Source organism: Micromonospora sp. NPDC049051 (genome assembly GCF_043197575.1).
Lineage (GTDB): Bacteria > Actinomycetota > Actinomycetes > Mycobacteriales > Micromonosporaceae > Micromonospora.
The window spans coordinates 115,405-132,045 of record NZ_JBICTL010000004.1 but is presented as its reverse complement, the minus strand read 5'-3'; the positions used below and the strand labels follow the sequence as shown (position 1 = coordinate 132,045).

Here is a 16,641-nt window from a genome sequence, read left to right as displayed (position 1 = left end):
GGACCGACCCACGGCACTGCGGCCCACGCCGCTCCCCTCGACCTCTCGCATCCCCGGATCATCACCCAAACCCACCCCACCCGCCCGCCAACCGTCCCCGCGCCCCGCCCGGCGCCCACCCCACCCCACCCCGCCCCACCCCGGCCGGCCCCGCCCCGGCCCGGCCCGGCGATCATGCACTTATGGTGGGCGAAATCCGCTACCTCGCCCGTTACGCGGGGCACCACAACTGCATGATCGACGGCAGGCTTGGGGCGGGGAGCGAGAATCGCGGGCGGTGGGGGCAGTCGGCGGCGGGGAGCGGGGAGGCGGGCAGCGTGCGGGAGATGGTGGCGGAGTTCGAGGCCGAGCGGGGGCGGCTGCTGGCGGTGGCCCAGCGGATCCTCGGCAGCCGCAGCGAGGCGGAGGACGCCGTGCAGGAGACCTGGCTGCGGTACGCCGGCGCGCTGGCCGATCCGGCGGCCCGCGCCGAGATCCGGCAACTCGGCGCCTGGCTCACCACCATCTGCGCCCGGATCTGCCTCGACGTGCTCCGCTCGGCGCGGGTACGGCGGGAGGCGTACCCCGGCCAGTGGCTGCCGGAGCCCGTCGTGACGCCGCTCGACCAGGGCCCGCGAGCCGACGGCTTCGCGCCCGACCCCGCCGAGCGGGCGGTCCGCGCCGATCAGGTCGGCAGCGCCCTGCTGGTGGTGCTGGAGCGGCTCGCACCGGAGCAGCGCGTCGCCTTCGTGCTGCACGACGTATTCGCCGTGCCGTTCTCCCGGGTCGCCGAGGTGCTGGGCACGACAGACGCCGCCGCCCGCCAACTCGCCTCCCGGGCCCGCCGGGCGGTGCACGCGCCCGACGCGCCCCGGCACACCGCCGACGCGGTCGAGCAGCGGCAGGTGCTCGCCGCCTTCGTGACCGCCGTCGAGTCGGGCGACCTGGGCGCGCTGGTGCGGGTGCTCGCCCCCGACGTGGTCGCCATCAGCGACAGCGGCGGTCACTTCCCCGCGGCCCGGCGCCCGGTGCGCGGTGCCGACGCGGTGGCCCGTTTCGTCCTGGGCGTGTTCGCCCGGGCGGGCCGGTACGACGGCACGCTGTGCGCCCGCCGGGTGCTGGTGGACGGCGTGGAGGGCCTGCACCTGGAGAGCCCGCGTCCGGACGGCCGCCGGCTGCGGGTGGTCGCCGCCCTCGCGGTGGACGGCGGTCGGGTGACCGGGATCTTCCAGCAGCTCAACCCGGAGAAGCTGGGCGACCTGCCGCCGCTGGCGGCCGGGGACGGTTGGCCGCCGCACTGGTGACAGCCCGGGTGGGGTGACGCCCCGGGCGGGGTGGCGGACCTCCGGCGGGTCAGACCACCAGGGCCAGCCACTTCCGGTACGACGTGGCGAACGGTTCGGTGCCGTCGCCCAGCGCGTCGAGCAGCCACCGGGCCGCCGCCTCGGCCTGCGTCACGACGTCGTCCGGGTAGCCGAAGCGGGCCCGGTGCTCGGCGAACTCGTCCTCGTCGCGCAGCTCCACCAACCCGGTGGCCCGGCGGCGCACCACGTCGAGATCGAGGTCGATGAGGTGGACCGTGTCGGCGTCCTCCCAGCGGGCCGGGCTGGCGATGTCGCAGTAGACCTCGCTGGTCCGGGGCGGCGGGTTGAACATGCCGGTCCACCAGGCGCGGTGCGGCACCAGCAGGACGAACGGGATCCGCTCGACCGACGGCCGGCCATGGTAGACGGACTTCGTGCCCTCGGTCACGCCGAGCCAGACGCCGAGGTCGTCCTCGGCGAGGCGGCGGGCCGGGTAGTCGCGGTGGGCGCTGCCGTCGTACTTGCGGTAGATCACACGGACCACGTCGCTCGGCATGATCGCACCCTAACCGATATCGCCCATCCGTCGCCGCACGGAAGTAACCGGACGCGGTCGGCGGAGACCGTACCGTGACGACGCCACGTCCGGATCGGCGCGGCCGGTGTCGGGGACGGCGGGTACCGTCGCACGGTGACTCCGCGCCTCGCCACCGGTTCCGCCGCCCCCTCGTCCCGCACCGCAGGACGGCGACGCGGCGCCCGGCCGAGCGGCGCCGAGCTGCTCGCCGCCGCGGTCGGCGCGGTGCCGGGCGGGGCGGCGCGTCCCGGTCAGCAGCAGATGGCGACGGCCATCGAGGAGTGCGTGCAGGAGCGGGAACACCTGCTGGTGCAGGCCGGCACGGGCACCGGCAAGTCGCTGGCCTACCTGACCCCCGCGCTGACGGTGGACGGCCCGGTCGTGGTCTCCACGGCGACCCTGGCGTTGCAGTCCCAACTGGTCGACCACGACCTGCCGCGGCTCGCCGACGCCGTGGAGCCGGTGCTCGGCCGGCGGCCCACCTTCGCGGTGCTGAAGGGACGGCACCACTACCTCTGCCTGGCCCGGCTGGACAACTCCACAGAGGACGAGCCGGAGGACACCCTCTTCGACGCCCCGGCGGCACGCCCCGGCGGCGGCACGAAGTGGCTCGGCGAGGCGGGGCGGCTCGGCAAGCAGATCCAGCGGCTGCGCGACTGGGCGGAGAAGACCGACACCGGGGACCGGGACGAGCTGGACCCGGGCGTCGACGACCAGGCCTGGCGGCTGGTCTCCATGCCGGCCCGGGAGTGCGTCGGCGCGTCCCGCTGCCCGTTCGGCGCGGAGTGCTTCGCCGAGGCGTCCCGGGCCCGCGCCCGGGAGGCCGACATCGTGGTCACCAACCACAGCCTGCTCGCGGTGGACATGCTCGCCGGCCGGCACATCGTGCCGCCGCACAAGCTGCTCATCGTCGACGAGGCGCACGAGCTGGCCGACCGGGTCTCCTCCGCCGCCCAGGCCGAGCTGGTGCCGGAGCTGATCGACCGCTCGGCGAAGCGGGCCCGCCCGCTGCTGCGGCCGGACATTGCCGAGTCGCTGACCGCGGCCGGCGACGCCCTGGCCGTCGGGCTGGCCGAGGCGCCGGCCGGGCGGATCACCTCGGGGCTGCCGTCCGCGCTGCGCGAGGCGTGCACCCTGCTCGACGCGGCCACCAGGGCGGCGCTCGACGCGATCGGCGAGGTCAAGTCCGACGACCCGGACCCGGTGCGCAAGCAGCAGGCCAAGGCGGTGCTCGACGAGCTCTCGGCCACCGCGCAGCGGCTGCTGGAGGAGGCCGACCACGACGTGGCCTGGGTGGAGAAGAACGACAACACCGGTCGCCGGGCGCTGGTGGTCGCGCCGCTCTCGGTCGCCGGCACGCTCGCCACCCACCTGTACGACGAGCGCACCGTCGTCGCCACCTCGGCGACGCTGACGCTGGGCGGCCGGTTCGACACGGTGGCCCGGGCGCTGGGCCTGGAGGCGCCCCCGGCCGACCCGCCGTCACCGGCCGCCGCCGCCCTGGCCGCCCGCTCCGCCGGGCGTACCGGATCGGCGGTCGGCACCGGACCGACGGTCGGCACCGGATCGGCCGACGGCGGCACGGCGACCGGCACGGCCGGAGCACCGGCGACCTCGGGGCCGGGCTGGCGCTCCCTCGACGTCGGCTCGCCGTTCGACTACCCCCGGCAGGGCATCCTGTACGTCGCCGCGCACCTGCCCCGGCCCAGCGTCTCCGGGTTGCCCGACGCGGCTGGCGAGGAGTTGCTCGCGCTGGTCGGCGCGCTCGGCGGGCGTACGCTCGGCCTCTTCTCCTCCCGACGGGCCGCGCAGCAGGCGGCGGAGCTGCTGCGCGCGCGGACCGACCTGCCGGTCCTGCTCCAGGGCGAGGAGGCGCTCCCGCTGCTGGTACGCCGGTTCCGGGAGGAGAAGTCCAGCTGCCTGTTCGGGGTGATGTCGCTCTGGCAGGGGGTCGACGTGCCGGGCGACTCCTGCCAGCTGGTGGTCATCGACCGGCTGCCCTTCCCCCGGCCCGACGAGCCGTTGGCGGCGGCGCGGGCCGCCGCGGTGGACGCCGGCGGCGGGTCGGGTTTCGCGGCCGTCAGCGTGCCGATCGCCGCGATCCGGCTGGCCCAGGGGGTGGGGCGGCTGATCCGGTCGACGGGCGACAGGGGCGTGGTGGCGGTGCTCGACTCGCGCCTGGAGACCGCCCGGGGCTACGGGGGGTTCCTGCGCCGGTCCCTGCCGCCGTTCTGGTACACCACCCGGCCGGAGGTCGCCCGGGGCGCCCTCGAACGCCTCGCCAGCTCCTGACGCCGTCAGGGAGCCTGGGAGGCCACCACGACCGCGTCGGGCGGGGTGTCCGGCACGGTACGGGCGGCGAGCCGGCGGACGGCCGTGTTGAGCACGGCGATCAGCGGCACGGAGACCAGCGCTCCGGTGATCCCGGCGAGCACTACGCCGGCCGCGATGCCGATGATGACCGCGAGCGGGTGGATGGCCACCGCCCGACCCATGATCAGCGGCTGGAGGAGGTGCCCCTCCACCTGCTGCACCCCGACCACCACGCCGAGGATGATCAGCGCGGTCACCAGGCCGCTGTCGACGAGCGCGACCAGGACCGCGACGACGCCCGACAGGGTCGCACCGACGATCGGGATGAACGCCCCGAGGAAGACCAGCGCGGCGAGCGGGAAGGCGAACGGGATGTCGAAGATGACCAGGAAGACACCGATGCCGACCGCGTCGATGAAGGCGACCAGCACGGTCGCCCGGACGTAGGCGACCAGCGTCGCCCAGGACGCCCGCCCGGCGTCGTCGACCTTCCAGCGGGCGGCCACCGGCAGCAGCCGGACCAGGAAGCGCCAGATCTTGTTGCCGTCGCGCAGGAAGAAGAAGGTGGCGAAGAGCACCAGCAGCGTGCCGGTCAGCACCTCAGCCAGCGTGGCGGCCGTGGAGAGGGCGCCGCTGGTGAACCGCTCGGTGTTGTTGTTGATCCACTTCTGGCCTTCCTCGATGTACCTGTCGAGTTGGCCGTCGGAGAGGTGCAGCGGGCCGGTCTTCAGCCAGTCCTGGATCTGCCGGACGCCCTCCGAGGACTTCTTGCTCAGCTCCGGCACGCCCTGGATGAACTCGTTCACCACCAGGGTCAGCGTGCCGATCACCGCGGCCAGGCCGCCCACCAGCACCACCGCCGTCGCCAGGGACCGGGGGAAGCGGGCCCGCAGCAGCCAGCCGACCGCCGGCGCGAGCAGCGCCGAGAGCAGCAGCGCCACGGCCAGCGGGATGACCACGATCCGGACGGTGCCGACGATCTTCAGCAGCGCCCAGGCGACGACGCCGATCACGATCAGCCGCCACGACCACGCGGCGGCGATCCGCAACGCGTGCGGCACGTCGGCGTCGTCGCGGCTGGCGGTGGAGTTGTGCATCGCGCCGGGCGGCGGGGCGCCGACCACGGTCGCGGACGGCGCCGCGACCGGCCCGGGGGATGTCGGCGAGGCCACGCCGGCCGCCTCGGGACCGTCGGCCGTCGCCGCCCGCCGTGCGCGCGCCGCCTGCCGGCCCGACTCGTACGCGCGACGGAGCCGTCCGCGCACCTGCTCGAAGCGGCTCAAGCGCACCTCCTGGCGTGAAACCGGCCCACCCGTGCCAATGGGCGGACAGGATATGTCCGACGACGCCACCGTAGGGCAGGTCCGCCACACATTGCCCCCTGCCCCTGGCGCGTAACCGCCCCGTGGCAGGCCGACCGGGACACGGTAGCGTTTCGGCGTGACCGCCGACCAGAATCTCGACTCCGGGCTGCCGATCCGTCTGCTGCACGACCGCGTGCTCGTGCGGATGGAGGGCAGCGAGGGTGAGCGACGCTCGACCGCCGGCATCGTGATCCCGGCGACCGCCGCCGTGGGCAAGCGCCTCGCCTGGGCCACCGCCGTGGGGGTGGGGCCGAACGTACGCGCCATCGTCTCGGGCGATCGGGTCCTCTTCGACCCGGACGACCGTTCGGAGGTCGAGTTGCACGGCCGTGGGTACGTGCTGCTGCGCGAACGCGACGTGCACGCCGTGGCCGCCGAGCGGGTCGAGAACGACTCCACCGGCCTCTACCTCTGAGCCCACCCCCGCCGCACCCGCCCGGATGAGGGCGTCGGTGCCGTTTGCGTCGCCCCCGGCCGGGAAGCCAGCCGCACCACCGGCCCTGGGGAGGGACGATGCCGGTACTCGTGAAGAAGATTCTGCTCTGGGGGAGCGTCGCGTTCCTGATCTACTTCATGGCCTTCCGGCCGGAGGGCGCGGCGGAGATGTTCAAGGCGATCGGGGCGGGACTGATGGCGATGGCGCAGGGCCTCGGCGACTTCCTCACCAGCCTGATGACCTGACGACCGGGGCCGACCTCGCGGGCGGCCCCGGTCCTCTGCTCAGGAGCGGCCGGGCGGGCCGGGGTCAGGAGTGACCGGGCGGCCACGGCGCCGGCGGACGCTGCCCGTACCAGCCGGGCGGGCCGAAACCGGGCGGGTACGCCGGGGGCGGCGACGGGACGAGCACCACCGGGATCGGCACCACGGGCTCGTCCGGCGCCTCGACCGACCGCTGCGTGCCGTCGGGGAAGCGCAGGTGGTAGCGGTGCCCGTCCCAGATCCCCGCCGGCGCCTGCGGGTCCCGGCCCACGAAGAACGACCGGTACGCGCCGATCGCCTCCAGCAGCTCCCGTTCCTCCCGCGCGGAGCGCTCCCGGTCCACCGGTCGCCGGTCCAGCCCGCGCAGTACGCCGTCGCGCAGCAGCGCGAGCCGGGTCGCCGCGAACTGGTAGCCGCGCATCGCCCGCAGCCCGCCGTCGCCGGCCACCCGCTTGGCCCACACCCGGGCCGCGTGCCGCCGACCCAGGCTGCTCAGCGCGGCCACCTCCGGCGGGGTGAGCCAGCCCGCCCGCACGTAGTCGGGCAGCGTCCGCTCGGTGAGCCGCCCCTCCCAGGCCCGCAGCCACAGGGCGAGCCCGACCATCGCGAAGAAGACCGGCACCATCACGCCGATGAAGCCGTACAGCATGATCAACGTCTGGCCGGTGGCCTGGGTGAGCGTCGGCAGCAGGTTCCACAGGCCGTGCAGCATCATCGCCAGCAGCAGGCCGGCCAGCGGGGCGAGCACCCTGACCCACCGGCTGGCGGCGCGCGCGGCGATGCCCAGCCCCACCCCGGTCATGGAGGTGAAGAGCGGGTGGGCGAAGCCGAAGAGCAGGATCCGGACGATGAAGATGGCGATGACCTGCTGGGTGCCGGTCGCCGGCCCGTACCGCTCGACGCCGCTGGCGTAGCCGTAGCCACCCAGGTAGAGGATGTTCTCCACCATGGCGAAGCCGATCGCGGAGAGCCCGCAGTAGACCAGGGCGTCGGTGATCCCGGAGATCTCCCGGCGGCGGAAGATCAGCAGCAGGATCGGCGCGAGGGCCTTGGTCAACTCCTCGATGAACGGCGCGACCAGCACCGCGGTCAGCGCGGTCGGCAGCCCCCAGTCGGCGAAGAGCCCGGCGGAGAACTCGTTGACGGTCAGCGAGGCCGCGGTGGAGACGAACGCGCCCCAGGCGAAGCAGAAGATCAGGTACTTGAGGGGTTCCGGCTCGTAGCGGTCCAGCCAGAGGAAACAGCCCACCAGCACCGGGACCGGGAGGATCGCGGCGACCAGGCCGATCAGCAGCGCCTCGACGCCGAGGTTCTCGCCCAGGGTGAAGACCATGAACAGCGCGCACGCCGCGATGAACAGGACGGTGCCGGCCAGCACCAGGGCCCGACGCCACCCCAGCCGACGCAGCGGCATCCGGGGCCCGGCGCCGCCGGGTGGCGGGGCGGCGGGCGCGGTCGGCGACGGCAGGGGCGCGCCGGGCGGGATGTCTGCCATGCGGTCAGCGTAGCCATCCCGGGCCGGCTGGTCCGGCCGCACGGCCCGGCGGCTCGTGCGGCGTCACGGCCTGCCCGCCACGGGCACCGGCGCGCCGGCCCTGGTGCGCTGCGTCAGCACCACGCACGCCAGCACCGCCACGGCCGCCGCGATCGAGCCGGGGGTGACGGCCTCGCCGAGCAGCAGCGCCGACCAGAGCAGGGTGAGCACCGGCTGCGCGAGCTGGATCTGGCCGACCTGCGCGACGCCGCCCCGGGCCAGGCCCGCGTACCAGGCGAAGAAGCCCAGGAACATGGAGACCGCGGTGAGGTAGCCGAACGCCGACCAGGCGACGGCATCGGCGCGCGGCGGGGCGGCCACCGCGGCGACGACCATGACAGGCACGGTGACCGGCAGCGAGAGCAGCAACGCCCAGCAGATCGTCCGGGCACCGCCCAGCTCGCGGGCGAGCGCGCCGCCCTCGGCGTACCCCAGGCCGCAGAGCACCACGGCCGCGAGCAGGAAAAGGTCGGGCGCGGAGAGGGCCGCGCCCACCGCCCCGCTGACCGCGAGGAAGCCGAGCACCGCCAGCAGCCCGCCGATGCTCGCGACCCAGAACAGCGGCGGCGGTCGCTCGCCGGCCCGCAGCACCGCGAACACGGCCGTCATGGCGGGCAGCACGGCGATGACGACCGCGCCGTGCGCGGAGGTCTGGGTCATGAGCGCCAGCGAGGTGAACAGCGGGAAACCGACGACCACGCCGAGGGCGACGATCACCAGCCGCCGCCACTGTGCGCGGGTGGGACGCGGGGCGGCGGTGAGTCGCAGGTAGGCCCACGCGAGCAGCGCCGCGCCGACGGCCCGACCGAAGGCGACGAACCACGGATCCAACTGCTGCACGGCGACGCGGGTGGCGGGCAGCGACATGCTGAAGGCGAGCACACCCAGCGCGCCGAGGGCGAGACCGACCGTACGGTCCGCCGTTACCGTGATCCTGACAGTAGCGCTACTGTTATCCGTCATGAATGACGGTAACGCAGCCGACCGCGTCATCCAAGATCTCCGCGGGCTGGTGGCCGTCGCGGAGCCCGGCACGCGGCTGCCCTCGGTACGCGAGCTGACCGCCCGGCACCACGCCTCGCCGGTCACCGTCGCCGAGGCCATCCGGCAGCTCGTGGCCCAGGGACTGATCGAGACACGGTCCGGCCGGGGCACCTTCGTGGCCGCCCCGCCCCGCGAGTGGCGCGCCCCCGACCTGTCCTGGCAGACCGTGGCGCTCGGCCCCCGTCGACCCGGCGAGGACGAGATGCAGGCGTTGCTGGCGTTACCGCCCGCCGGGGCGATCCCGCTGTCCGGCGGCTACCTGGGCGCGGAGCTCCAACCCGCCGCCGCGCTCGGTGCCGCGATCACCCGCGCCGCCCGGCAGCCCGCGTCCTGGCAGCGCGGGCCTGCGGAGGGGCGCGAGGACCTGCGCGCCTGGTTCGCCCGCGAGGCCGGGGCCGGGCTGCGCGCCGAGGACATGGTGATCTGCCCGGGCGGTCAGGCGGCGCTGTCGTCCGCGCTGCGGGCACTCGCCGCCCCCGGGGACACCCTGCTCGTCGAGTCGCCGACCTACCTGGGCGCGCTGGCCGCCGCCCGGGCCACCGGCCTACGGGTGGTGCCCGTCCCCGCCGACGCCGACGGGGTACGGCCGGACCAGCTCGCCGCCGCGTTCGCCCGTACCGGCGCCCGGCTGTTCTACTGCCAACCGCTGTACGCCAACCCGCACGGCGCGACCCTGGCAGCTCACCGCCGGGCCGAGGTCGCCGAGGCCGTACGCGACGCCGGGGCCTTCCTGATCGAGGACGACTACGCCCGCGACCTCGTCATCGACGGCCAGGCCCCGCCACCGCTGGCCGCCGACGACCCGGACGGGCACGTCGTCTACCTGCGCTCGCTGACCAAGTCGACCGCCCCGGGGCTGCGCGTCGCCGCCATGGGCGCGCGCGGTCCGGCCGGCGTCCGGCTGCGGGCCGCCCGGCTGCTCGACGACTTCTTCGTCGCCGGCCCGCTGCAACAGGCCACGCTCGAGTTCGTCACCGCCCCGGCCTGGGCCCGCCACCGCCGCGACCTGCGTACGGCGCTGCGGGCCCGCCGCGAGGCGCTGCTGAGCGCGCTCCGCCGGCAGCTCCCGGAACTCGCCCGGCAGCCGGTCCCGCGTGGCGGCATGCACCTCTGGGTCCGCCTGCCCGAGGGCACCGACGACGTGGCGGTGGCTGGCGCCGCAGCCGCCGAGGGTGTCGTCGTCTTCCCCGGCCGCCCCTGGTACGCCGCCGAACCCCCGGCCCCCCACCTGCGCCTCACCTATGCCGCCGCCCCGCCCGACCTCATGGACGAGGCCGTCCGCCGCCTCGCCCGCGCCCTGCGGGACTGAGCGGGGCGCCGGCGTACGGCTCAGCCGAGCGGCGGGTTGGTGGGCGGCTTCGGCTGTGGATCTCCCCGCTCCTTCTGCCCGTACAGCCGTTCCTGGTCGCCGAAGGACTGCCGGACCCCGCGGTTGGCGTCCTCCTGGCTGAGGCCGGAGGCCACCATCAGGTCGCTGGCGGTGGTGCGCACCTGCGCGAGCACCACGCTGCCGGAGAAGCCGACCCCCTCGGCATACGCATGGCCGGCCTCGCCGACCGCGCGCAGCATCCGCTCCCGCGCCCGCTTCGGCTCCTCCCCGACGGCGAACTCGTGCTTGAGCAGGCGCACCGACTCGGCGAGGTGGGCCACCGCGTCGGGCATCATCTCCGGGATCGGCTCCTCGTCCTCGATCAGGGTGACCGCCCGCCGGGTCAGCGTGCCGGCGTTGCGCATCGCCCGGTCGACCGGGCCGGCGGCCTCGGCGTAGTAGGTGAGCTCGTCGCGCCGGTGCCACCGGGCCGGTGAGAGCAGCGCGGTCTCCTTCGCCCCCTCGATCGCCTCCGTGAAGGCGGACAGCTCCTCCTGGTTGTTGCGGAGCCGGTCCAGGGCCTCCTGTGCCTGGTCCCGGTCCCGGTCCCGCAGGGCGTTCGCGGTGCTGTCCAACTGGTCGGCGAGCAGGTCGAGGGCGGGCCGGGCGGCCCGGTTGATGACCCGCAGCGGATTGAGCGGTAGCAGGATCGCGGTGACCAGCAGCGCGATGCCCCCGCCGACGAACGCGTCGATGAACCGGGGGATCTCCAGGTTCTCGGTCGACGGGCTGAGCGTCACGATCAGCACCGCCGTGGCCGCCGCCTGGATGACGATGGCCACGCTGGCGCCGGCGAAGATGGTCAGCATGATGGCCAGGGTGACCACGAGACCGAGCTGCCACGGGCCGGTGCCGAGCAGGTAGATGAGGAAGTCGCCGACGGCGACCCCGACCGCCACCCCGACGATCAGCTCCACCGTACGGCGAAACCGCTGGCCGACCGAGGCGGCGAGGGTACCGACCGCCGAGATCGGCGCGAAGACCGGCTGCGGGTTGCCGAGCAGTTCGTGCGCCGCCAGCCAGGACAGCCCGGCGGCGAGACCCGCCTGCACGGCGAGGCCCATCGCCATCCGCAGCCGGTGCAGGCGGTCGTGCAGGGCCGTCCTGCCGCGTTCCCGCAGGATCGCGATGGTCTGGGCGAGCTGGTGCTCCCCCTCGACCTCCTTTGCCCGGTCACCCAGGACGGCGCGTCGCACCAGTGAGGGTCGACGGTCCCGGGCCACTGCCATGGCGGGGACTACCCGCACCCGGCCGGGTGAATCCTCGCACTGGCTGCCGTACGGCAGACTCGGTCGGATGGTTGACCTTCTCCACCGGTGGCAGGCCGCGGCTCGGGGGGCCGGGGCGACCGACGTCGCGGAGCTGACCCGGGCCGGCACGGACCTGCTGGCCCGCTGGCGGGAGCCGCACCGGCACTACCACGACACCGACCACCTGACGGCCGTCCTCGACGTCGTCGACGCGCACGCGTCGGCCGCCCGGCGGCCGGACCTGGTGCGCCTCGCGGCCTGGTGCCACGACGCCGTCTACGATCCGCGCGCCGGGGGCGACGCCAACGAGCGCGACAGCGCGGCGCTCGCCGGCACGCTGCTCGGCCGGGCGGGCCTGCCGGCCGACGCCGTGGCGGAGGTACGCCGGCTGGTGCTGCTCACCGCCGGGCACGCCGTGGACCCGGGCGACGTCGACGGGGCGCTGCTCTGCGACGCCGACCTCGCGATCCTGGCCGCGCCGCCCGAGGCGTACGACCGCTACGCCGCGGCGGTCCGCCGGGAGTACGCGCACGTGCCTGAGCCTGCCTTCCGGGCGGGCCGAGCCCGGGTGCTGGCCGGGCTGCTCGACCTGCCTGCGCTGTTCCGGCTGCCGCCGCTGGCGCGGCGCTGGGAGTCCCCGGCCCGCGCCAACCTGACCCGCGAGCTGTCCGCCCTCCCCCTCCCCTGACCCCGCCTACCCTCTGCCCTGCTCTGCCCTGCCCTCGGCCCCGCGCCCGCCCGCCCGCACGCACGTGTCGATCATGGAGTTGTGGTGGGCGAAAAGCGCCGCTCAGCGGCTTCTGTGGGGACCACAACTGCATGATCGACGCGGGGTGGGCGGAGGTCGGGGGCAGGGTGGGCGGGGAGGGCGGGGTGGGTTGGGGGCGCGGCGGGGCGGGGTGGGCGGGTCAGGTGCTTGGGGCGGCGCAGGCCGGCCTGCTGGAGCAGGCGCACCAGCTCGCGGCTCGGCACCACCCGGGCGCCCAGCCAGACCGCCACGGCGAAGCGGTCGGCGGGGATGTCGTAGTGGTCCCGGTCGAACCCCCGGCGGGGCACGCCCAGCGCCTCGGCGAAGACATGCAGCTCGGCGGGCGAGACGTCGCTGATCAGGTGGGACCAGAGCCGCCCCCGCCACGGCCAGGCGGGCCGGTCCACGTAGAGCATGTCGGCCAAACTACCCGCCCCGCGGACCTGTTGGTGATCACGCGGCACCGACCGTAGCCTCGGCGACATGCCCGGATCCCCCCTCCTCGACGACCTGCGGGCGGCGCTCGGCGACGACGCCGTACTGACCGACCCGGACCTGCTGCGGATGCACGAGCGGGACGAGGCCGACCTCTGCGCCTCCGGTACGCCCCTGGTGGTGGTCCGCCCCCGCGGTACGGCCGATGTGGTCGAGGTGGTGAGGGTCGCGGGGCGGTACGGGGTGCCGGTGGTGCCGCAGGGGGCGCGTACCGGGCTGGCAGGCGCGGCGAACGCGGTCGACGGTGCGGTGGTGGTGAGCATGGTGGCGATGGATGCCGTGCTGGAGATCGATGCGGTGAGCCGGATCGCGGTGGTGCAGCCGGGCGTGGTGAACGCGGCGTTGTCGGCGGCGGTGGCGAAACAGGGCCTGTGGTATCCGCCGGATCCGGGATCGTGGGAGTCCTCCACGATCGGTGGGAACGTCGCGACCAACGCGGGCGGCATGTGCTGCGTGAAGTACGGGGTCACGACCGAGTACGTGTTGGGTCTGGAGGTGGTGCTGGCCTCGGGTGAGGTGTTGCGTACGGGTCGGCGTACCGCCAAGGGGGTTGCGGGTTACGACCTGACGCGGCTCTTCGTGGGTTCCGAGGGCACGCTCGGTGTGATCACGGAGGTGACGGTGGCGCTGCGGCCGGCGCCGCCGGAGTCGCTGACCATGGTGGCGGTCTTCCCCACCACCGCCGCCGCCGGGGCTGCCGTCGCCGAGATCGCCGCCCGGGGCCTCTCCCCCAGCCTGCTGGAGCTGCTCGACCGGACGCACCTGCGGGCGATCGAGGCGTACCGGCCGATGGGGCTGCGCACCGACGCGCAGGCGCTGCTGCTGGCCGCCGCCGACACCGGCGCCCGCGCGGCCGACGACCTGGCCGGCCTGGCCGCCGTCTGCGCGGCGGCCGGCGCCGACGAGGTCTACACGGCCACCGACGCCGTGGAGGCGGCGGCCCTGTTGCAGGCCCGCCGGCTGGCGCACCCGGCGATGGAGAAGTTCGCGGCGGAGACCTTCCCGGGCGGCAACGGCGGCCTGGTCATCGACGACGTGGCGGTGCCCCGGGCGGCGTTGGCGGCGCTGCTCGACGGGGTCGCACGGATCGCGGCCGAGTGCGACGTGACGATCGGCGTGGTGGGTCACGCCGGGGACGGCAACATGCACCCGAACATCGTGGTGGACCGCGCCGACCCGACCAGCCTCGAACGCGGCCGACGCGCCTTCGACGAGATCATGCGCCTCGGCCTCGAACTCGGCGGCACCTGCACCGGCGAACACGGCGTCGGCCTACTCAAACGCGACTGGCTCGCCCGCGAGATCGGCCCCGTCGGCATGCGGGTGCACCAGGCCATCAAGACCGCCCTCGACCCCGCCGGCCTGCTCAACCCCGGCAAGGTCCTCTGACGGGCCCAGCCGTCAAGCGGTCGTCTCCCGTCGTCCCCGAGCGGCGGCCCGGCCACGATGGGCCCGCTGACGGGCACGGCCGTCAAGCGGTCATCTCGGCCGGGGTGGCCTGGGTGAGCAGCAGCAGGATCTCGTGGGCGATCGGCGGGTGCTCCTCACCCGGGCAGTCCTGCGACGTGACGAGGCCGGCCGAGGTGAGCAGGCTGGAGGTCAACGCGTCGATGCAGGTGACCTGGTAGCGCCGGGCCTGGTCGGTCTCCGCCGCCAGCCCCGGGTCGGCGAGCAGCCCCTGGAGCCGGGCGACGTGCTCCGGGCCCAGCACGCCGGTCGACGTCACGCCGTCGCCGGCGCAGTCGACGCACTCCCACCTGCCGTCCGGTCCCACGGTGAGCTTACGCAGCGGACCGTTCGCGCCGACCCGCTGGAGGAGGCTGACCTCGCCCTCACCGGTCGTCGTCGCGCCACCGGGCCCCGGTTGCGACCGCCCGCTGAGGGCCGGCGCGCGGCCGTCGTCGGCGCGTCCGGGCAGCGCGCAGCCGGCGAGGGCGGCGACCGCCAGGGCGACGACGCACAGGCGGAACGGGCGCGACCAGGAGACGGAGGGCACGGGCCGGAACCTATCCCACCGCAGGTGACGGCCGTAACCGCTCGCCGGGGTGGGACACCGAACCTAGGGGGTGACCGGGGGCGGGTCGATCAGCGGGACGAGGACGGCAGTTCGGCCTGGTCGTCGTCCGCCCCGCGGTCCGCCGCGAAACCCCGTACGTCGGGCGCGCCGAGCCGGGCGGCGTCGGCGGTGGCGTCGTCGGGCATCAGCTGGGACTGGCGTTCCGCCTCCACCCGGGCGCGGTAGTGCGCCACCTCGCGGGCCCGGGTGGCCTCGTCCCAGCCGAGCACCGCGCCCATCAGCTCGGCCGCGTGGCCCGCCGACTCCAGGCCCCGGTGCGCCGTCTCGAAGGAGATCCGGGTACGCCGGGTCAGCACGTCCTCCAGGTGCAGCGCCCCCTCGGCCCGGGCCGCGTACGTCACCTCGGCGGCCAGGTACTCCGGGGCGCCGGCCAGCGGGGAGGCGAGCAGCGGGTCCGCGTCGATCAGCGCGAGCAGGTCGCGGGTGAGGGTGCCGTAGCGCTCCAGCAGGTGTTCGACCACCCCGGCCGGCACCCCGTGGCGGCGGGCCAGGTCCGCCCGGTCCCGCCACATCGCGGCGTAGCCGTCGGCACCCAGCAGCGGCAGGTCGGCGGTGCGGGAGGGGCGTACGGCACCGAGCCGGTGGGCGGCGCGGTCGACCACGTCGGAGGCCATCACCCGGTACGTCGTGTACTTGCCGCCGGCCACCAGCAGCAGACCGAGCATCGGCTCGAAGACGGCGTGCTCGCGGGAGAGCTTGGAGGTGGAGTCGGCCTCGCCGGCCAGCAGCGGGCGCAGCCCGGCGTAGACCCCCTCGATGTCGGCCGTCGTGAGCGGCCGGTCGAGCACCGTGTTGACCTGCTCCAGCAGGTAGTCGATGTCCCGCGCGGAGGCCGCCGGGTGGGACCGGTCCAGCCGCCAGTCGGTGTCGGTGGTGCCGATGATCCAGTGCCCGCCCCACGGGATGACGAAGAGCACGCTGGTGGCCGTACGCAGGATCAGCCCGGCCTCGCCGGTGATCGCCGAGCGGGGCACCACGAGGTGCACGCCCTTGGACGCCCGGACGCGGATGCCGGGGCGCAGCCCGACGTCGTTCAGCATCCGGGACATGTCGTCGCTCCACACGCCGGTGGCGGCGATGACGGTGCGGGCGCGTACCTCGAACTCGGCGTCCGGGGAGCCGGGCGGCGCCTCCAGGTCGCGGACCCGGACGCCGGTGACCTCGCGGGCCTGCCGGATCAGCCCGACCGCCCGGGTGCTGTTCACCACGGTCGCGCCGAGGCTGGCCGCCGTGCGGGCCAGGGTCACCACCAGCCGTGCGTCGTCGACCTGCCCGTCGTAGTAGCGGATCGCGCCGGCCACCGCGTCGGCGCGCAGGCTGGGGAAGACCCGGCGGGCGCCCTCGCGGGTCAGGTGCCGGTGCAACGGCATGCCGCGCCCGCCACCGAACACCCCGGCGAAGGCGTCGTAGGCCGCCACGCCGGCGCCGTAGTAGGAGCGGCGCAAGGCGCGGGCGGGCAGGCCGCGCACGCCCCGCCCGTCGGGCAGCGGAACCAGGATGGGCACCGGGCGGACCAGGTGCGGGGCGAGCCGGGTGGCGAGCAGTCCCCGCTCGGTGAGCGCCTCGTGCACCAGGTGGAACTCCAGCTGCTCCAGGTAGCGCAGGCCCCCGTGGATGAGCTTGCTGGAGCGGCTGGAGGTGCCGGCGGCGTAGTCGCGCGCCTCCACCAGCGCCACCTTCAACCCCCGCGAGGCCGCGTCCAGGGCGGCGCCCGCCCCGGTCGCACCACCGCCGATGACCAGCACGTCGAAGCGTTCGGCCCGCAGGCGGCGCAGATCCGCGGCCCGGCGCTCGGGGGAGAGCTGACCGGCTGTCGTTCGGGACACGTTGGGGTCACGCACCCGTCCACGGTAACGGTCGCCGTCCCGGGCGGCACACGGCGTCCGCG

The 16,641-nt window shown here is 75.2% G+C and carries 14 protein-coding genes and 2 pseudogenes; 8 read left to right on the top strand and 8 right to left on the bottom strand.

Annotation, left to right across the window (positions count from 1 at the left end):
* Positions 1 to 326 precede the first annotated feature (326 nt).
* Positions 327 to 1,283 (top strand): RNA polymerase sigma factor SigJ, encoded by a 957-nt coding sequence (gene sigJ, locus ACGFIR_RS17275; protein WP_393146590.1) that lies wholly within the window; start codon positions 327 to 329, stop codon positions 1,281 to 1,283.
* 49 nt (positions 1,284 to 1,332) lie between these two features.
* Here sigJ and ACGFIR_RS17270 read toward each other — a convergent pair whose 3' ends face one another.
* The gene (locus tag ACGFIR_RS17270; RefSeq protein ID WP_392998094.1) at positions 1,333 to 1,839 is read right to left on the bottom strand and encodes a DUF402 domain-containing protein; all 507 of its coding nucleotides are present in this window, start codon (positions 1,837 to 1,839) and stop codon (positions 1,333 to 1,335) included.
* A gap of 25 nt (positions 1,840 to 1,864) precedes the next feature.
* Between ACGFIR_RS17270 and ACGFIR_RS17265 the strand changes: the two are divergent.
* Together ACGFIR_RS17265 and ACGFIR_RS17260 are read left to right on the top strand one after the other, a co-directional pair.
* Positions 1,865 to 3,327 (top strand): annotated as a pseudogene (locus ACGFIR_RS17265) (ATP-dependent DNA helicase); the annotation flags it as partial.
* A 129-nt stretch (positions 3,328 to 3,456) separates the two neighbouring features.
* A pseudogene (locus ACGFIR_RS17260) lies at positions 3,457 to 4,152 on the top strand (ATP-dependent DNA helicase); the annotation flags it as partial.
* 5 nt (positions 4,153 to 4,157) lie between these two features.
* Here ACGFIR_RS17260 and ACGFIR_RS17255 read toward each other — a convergent pair.
* Positions 4,158 to 5,525, bottom strand: coding sequence for an AI-2E family transporter (locus tag ACGFIR_RS17255; protein ID WP_392998092.1), 1,368 nt, complete (start codon positions 5,523 to 5,525; stop codon positions 4,158 to 4,160).
* Positions 5,526 to 5,613: 88 nt separating this feature from the next.
* Between ACGFIR_RS17255 and ACGFIR_RS17250 the strand changes: the two genes are divergently transcribed.
* Both ACGFIR_RS17250 and ACGFIR_RS17245 read left to right on the top strand, forming a co-directional pair.
* Positions 5,614 to 5,952, top strand: coding sequence for a co-chaperone GroES (locus tag ACGFIR_RS17250; RefSeq protein ID WP_088998164.1), 339 nt, complete (start codon positions 5,614 to 5,616; stop codon positions 5,950 to 5,952).
* 98 nt (positions 5,953 to 6,050) lie between these two features.
* Complete coding sequence (locus ACGFIR_RS17245; RefSeq protein WP_165947924.1) at positions 6,051 to 6,218, top strand: hypothetical protein; 168 nt, start codon at positions 6,051 to 6,053, stop codon at positions 6,216 to 6,218.
* A gap of 64 nt (positions 6,219 to 6,282) precedes the next feature.
* Here the strand turns inward: ACGFIR_RS17245 and ACGFIR_RS17240 are convergent, their stop codons facing one another.
* Together ACGFIR_RS17240 and ACGFIR_RS17235 are read right to left on the bottom strand one after the other, a co-directional pair.
* A complete protein-coding gene (locus tag ACGFIR_RS17240) occupies positions 6,283 to 7,731 on the bottom strand; it encodes a PrsW family intramembrane metalloprotease (protein ID WP_393145955.1) in 1,449 nt (482 codons plus the stop codon).
* 63 nt (positions 7,732 to 7,794) lie between these two features.
* Complete coding sequence (locus ACGFIR_RS17235) at positions 7,795 to 8,733, bottom strand: DMT family transporter (protein ID WP_393145953.1); 939 nt, start codon at positions 8,731 to 8,733, stop codon at positions 7,795 to 7,797.
* Here ACGFIR_RS17235 and ACGFIR_RS17230 point away from each other — a divergent pair.
* Positions 8,732 to 10,123 (top strand): PLP-dependent aminotransferase family protein, encoded by a 1,392-nt coding sequence (locus ACGFIR_RS17230; protein WP_392998089.1) that lies wholly within the window; start codon positions 8,732 to 8,734, stop codon positions 10,121 to 10,123. The genes ACGFIR_RS17235 and ACGFIR_RS17230 overlap by 2 nt on opposite strands.
* A gap of 20 nt (positions 10,124 to 10,143) precedes the next feature.
* On the opposite strand, the gene ACGFIR_RS17225 is transcribed toward ACGFIR_RS17230, so the two are convergent.
* Positions 10,144 to 11,382: an aromatic acid exporter family protein gene (locus tag ACGFIR_RS17225; protein ID WP_392999374.1), complete on the bottom strand. Its 1,239-nt coding sequence runs from the start codon at positions 11,380 to 11,382 to the stop codon at positions 10,144 to 10,146.
* Between the two features lie 97 nt (positions 11,383 to 11,479).
* Between ACGFIR_RS17225 and ACGFIR_RS17220 the strand changes: the two genes are divergently transcribed.
* The gene (locus tag ACGFIR_RS17220; protein WP_393145951.1) at positions 11,480 to 12,121 is read left to right on the top strand and encodes a metal-dependent phosphohydrolase; all 642 of its coding nucleotides are present in this window, start codon (positions 11,480 to 11,482) and stop codon (positions 12,119 to 12,121) included.
* Between the two features lie 71 nt (positions 12,122 to 12,192).
* On the opposite strand, the gene ACGFIR_RS17215 is transcribed toward ACGFIR_RS17220, so the two are convergent.
* Positions 12,193 to 12,597, bottom strand: coding sequence for a DUF4031 domain-containing protein (locus ACGFIR_RS17215; RefSeq protein ID WP_393145949.1), 405 nt, complete (start codon positions 12,595 to 12,597; stop codon positions 12,193 to 12,195).
* Between the two features lie 67 nt (positions 12,598 to 12,664).
* Here ACGFIR_RS17215 and ACGFIR_RS17210 point away from each other — a divergent pair, with 67 nt between their 5' ends.
* Positions 12,665 to 14,065 (top strand): FAD-binding oxidoreductase, encoded by a 1,401-nt coding sequence (locus tag ACGFIR_RS17210; protein ID WP_393145947.1) that lies wholly within the window; start codon positions 12,665 to 12,667, stop codon positions 14,063 to 14,065.
* Positions 14,066 to 14,147: 82 nt separating this feature from the next.
* On the opposite strand, the gene ACGFIR_RS17205 is transcribed toward ACGFIR_RS17210, so the two are convergent.
* Positions 14,148 to 14,672, bottom strand: coding sequence for a hypothetical protein (locus tag ACGFIR_RS17205; RefSeq protein WP_392998086.1), 525 nt, complete (start codon positions 14,670 to 14,672; stop codon positions 14,148 to 14,150).
* 89 nt (positions 14,673 to 14,761) lie between these two features.
* The gene (locus ACGFIR_RS17200; RefSeq protein WP_393146588.1) at positions 14,762 to 16,579 is read right to left on the bottom strand and encodes a glycerol-3-phosphate dehydrogenase/oxidase; all 1,818 of its coding nucleotides are present in this window, start codon (positions 16,577 to 16,579) and stop codon (positions 14,762 to 14,764) included.
* Positions 16,580 to 16,641: the final 62 nt, after the last annotated feature.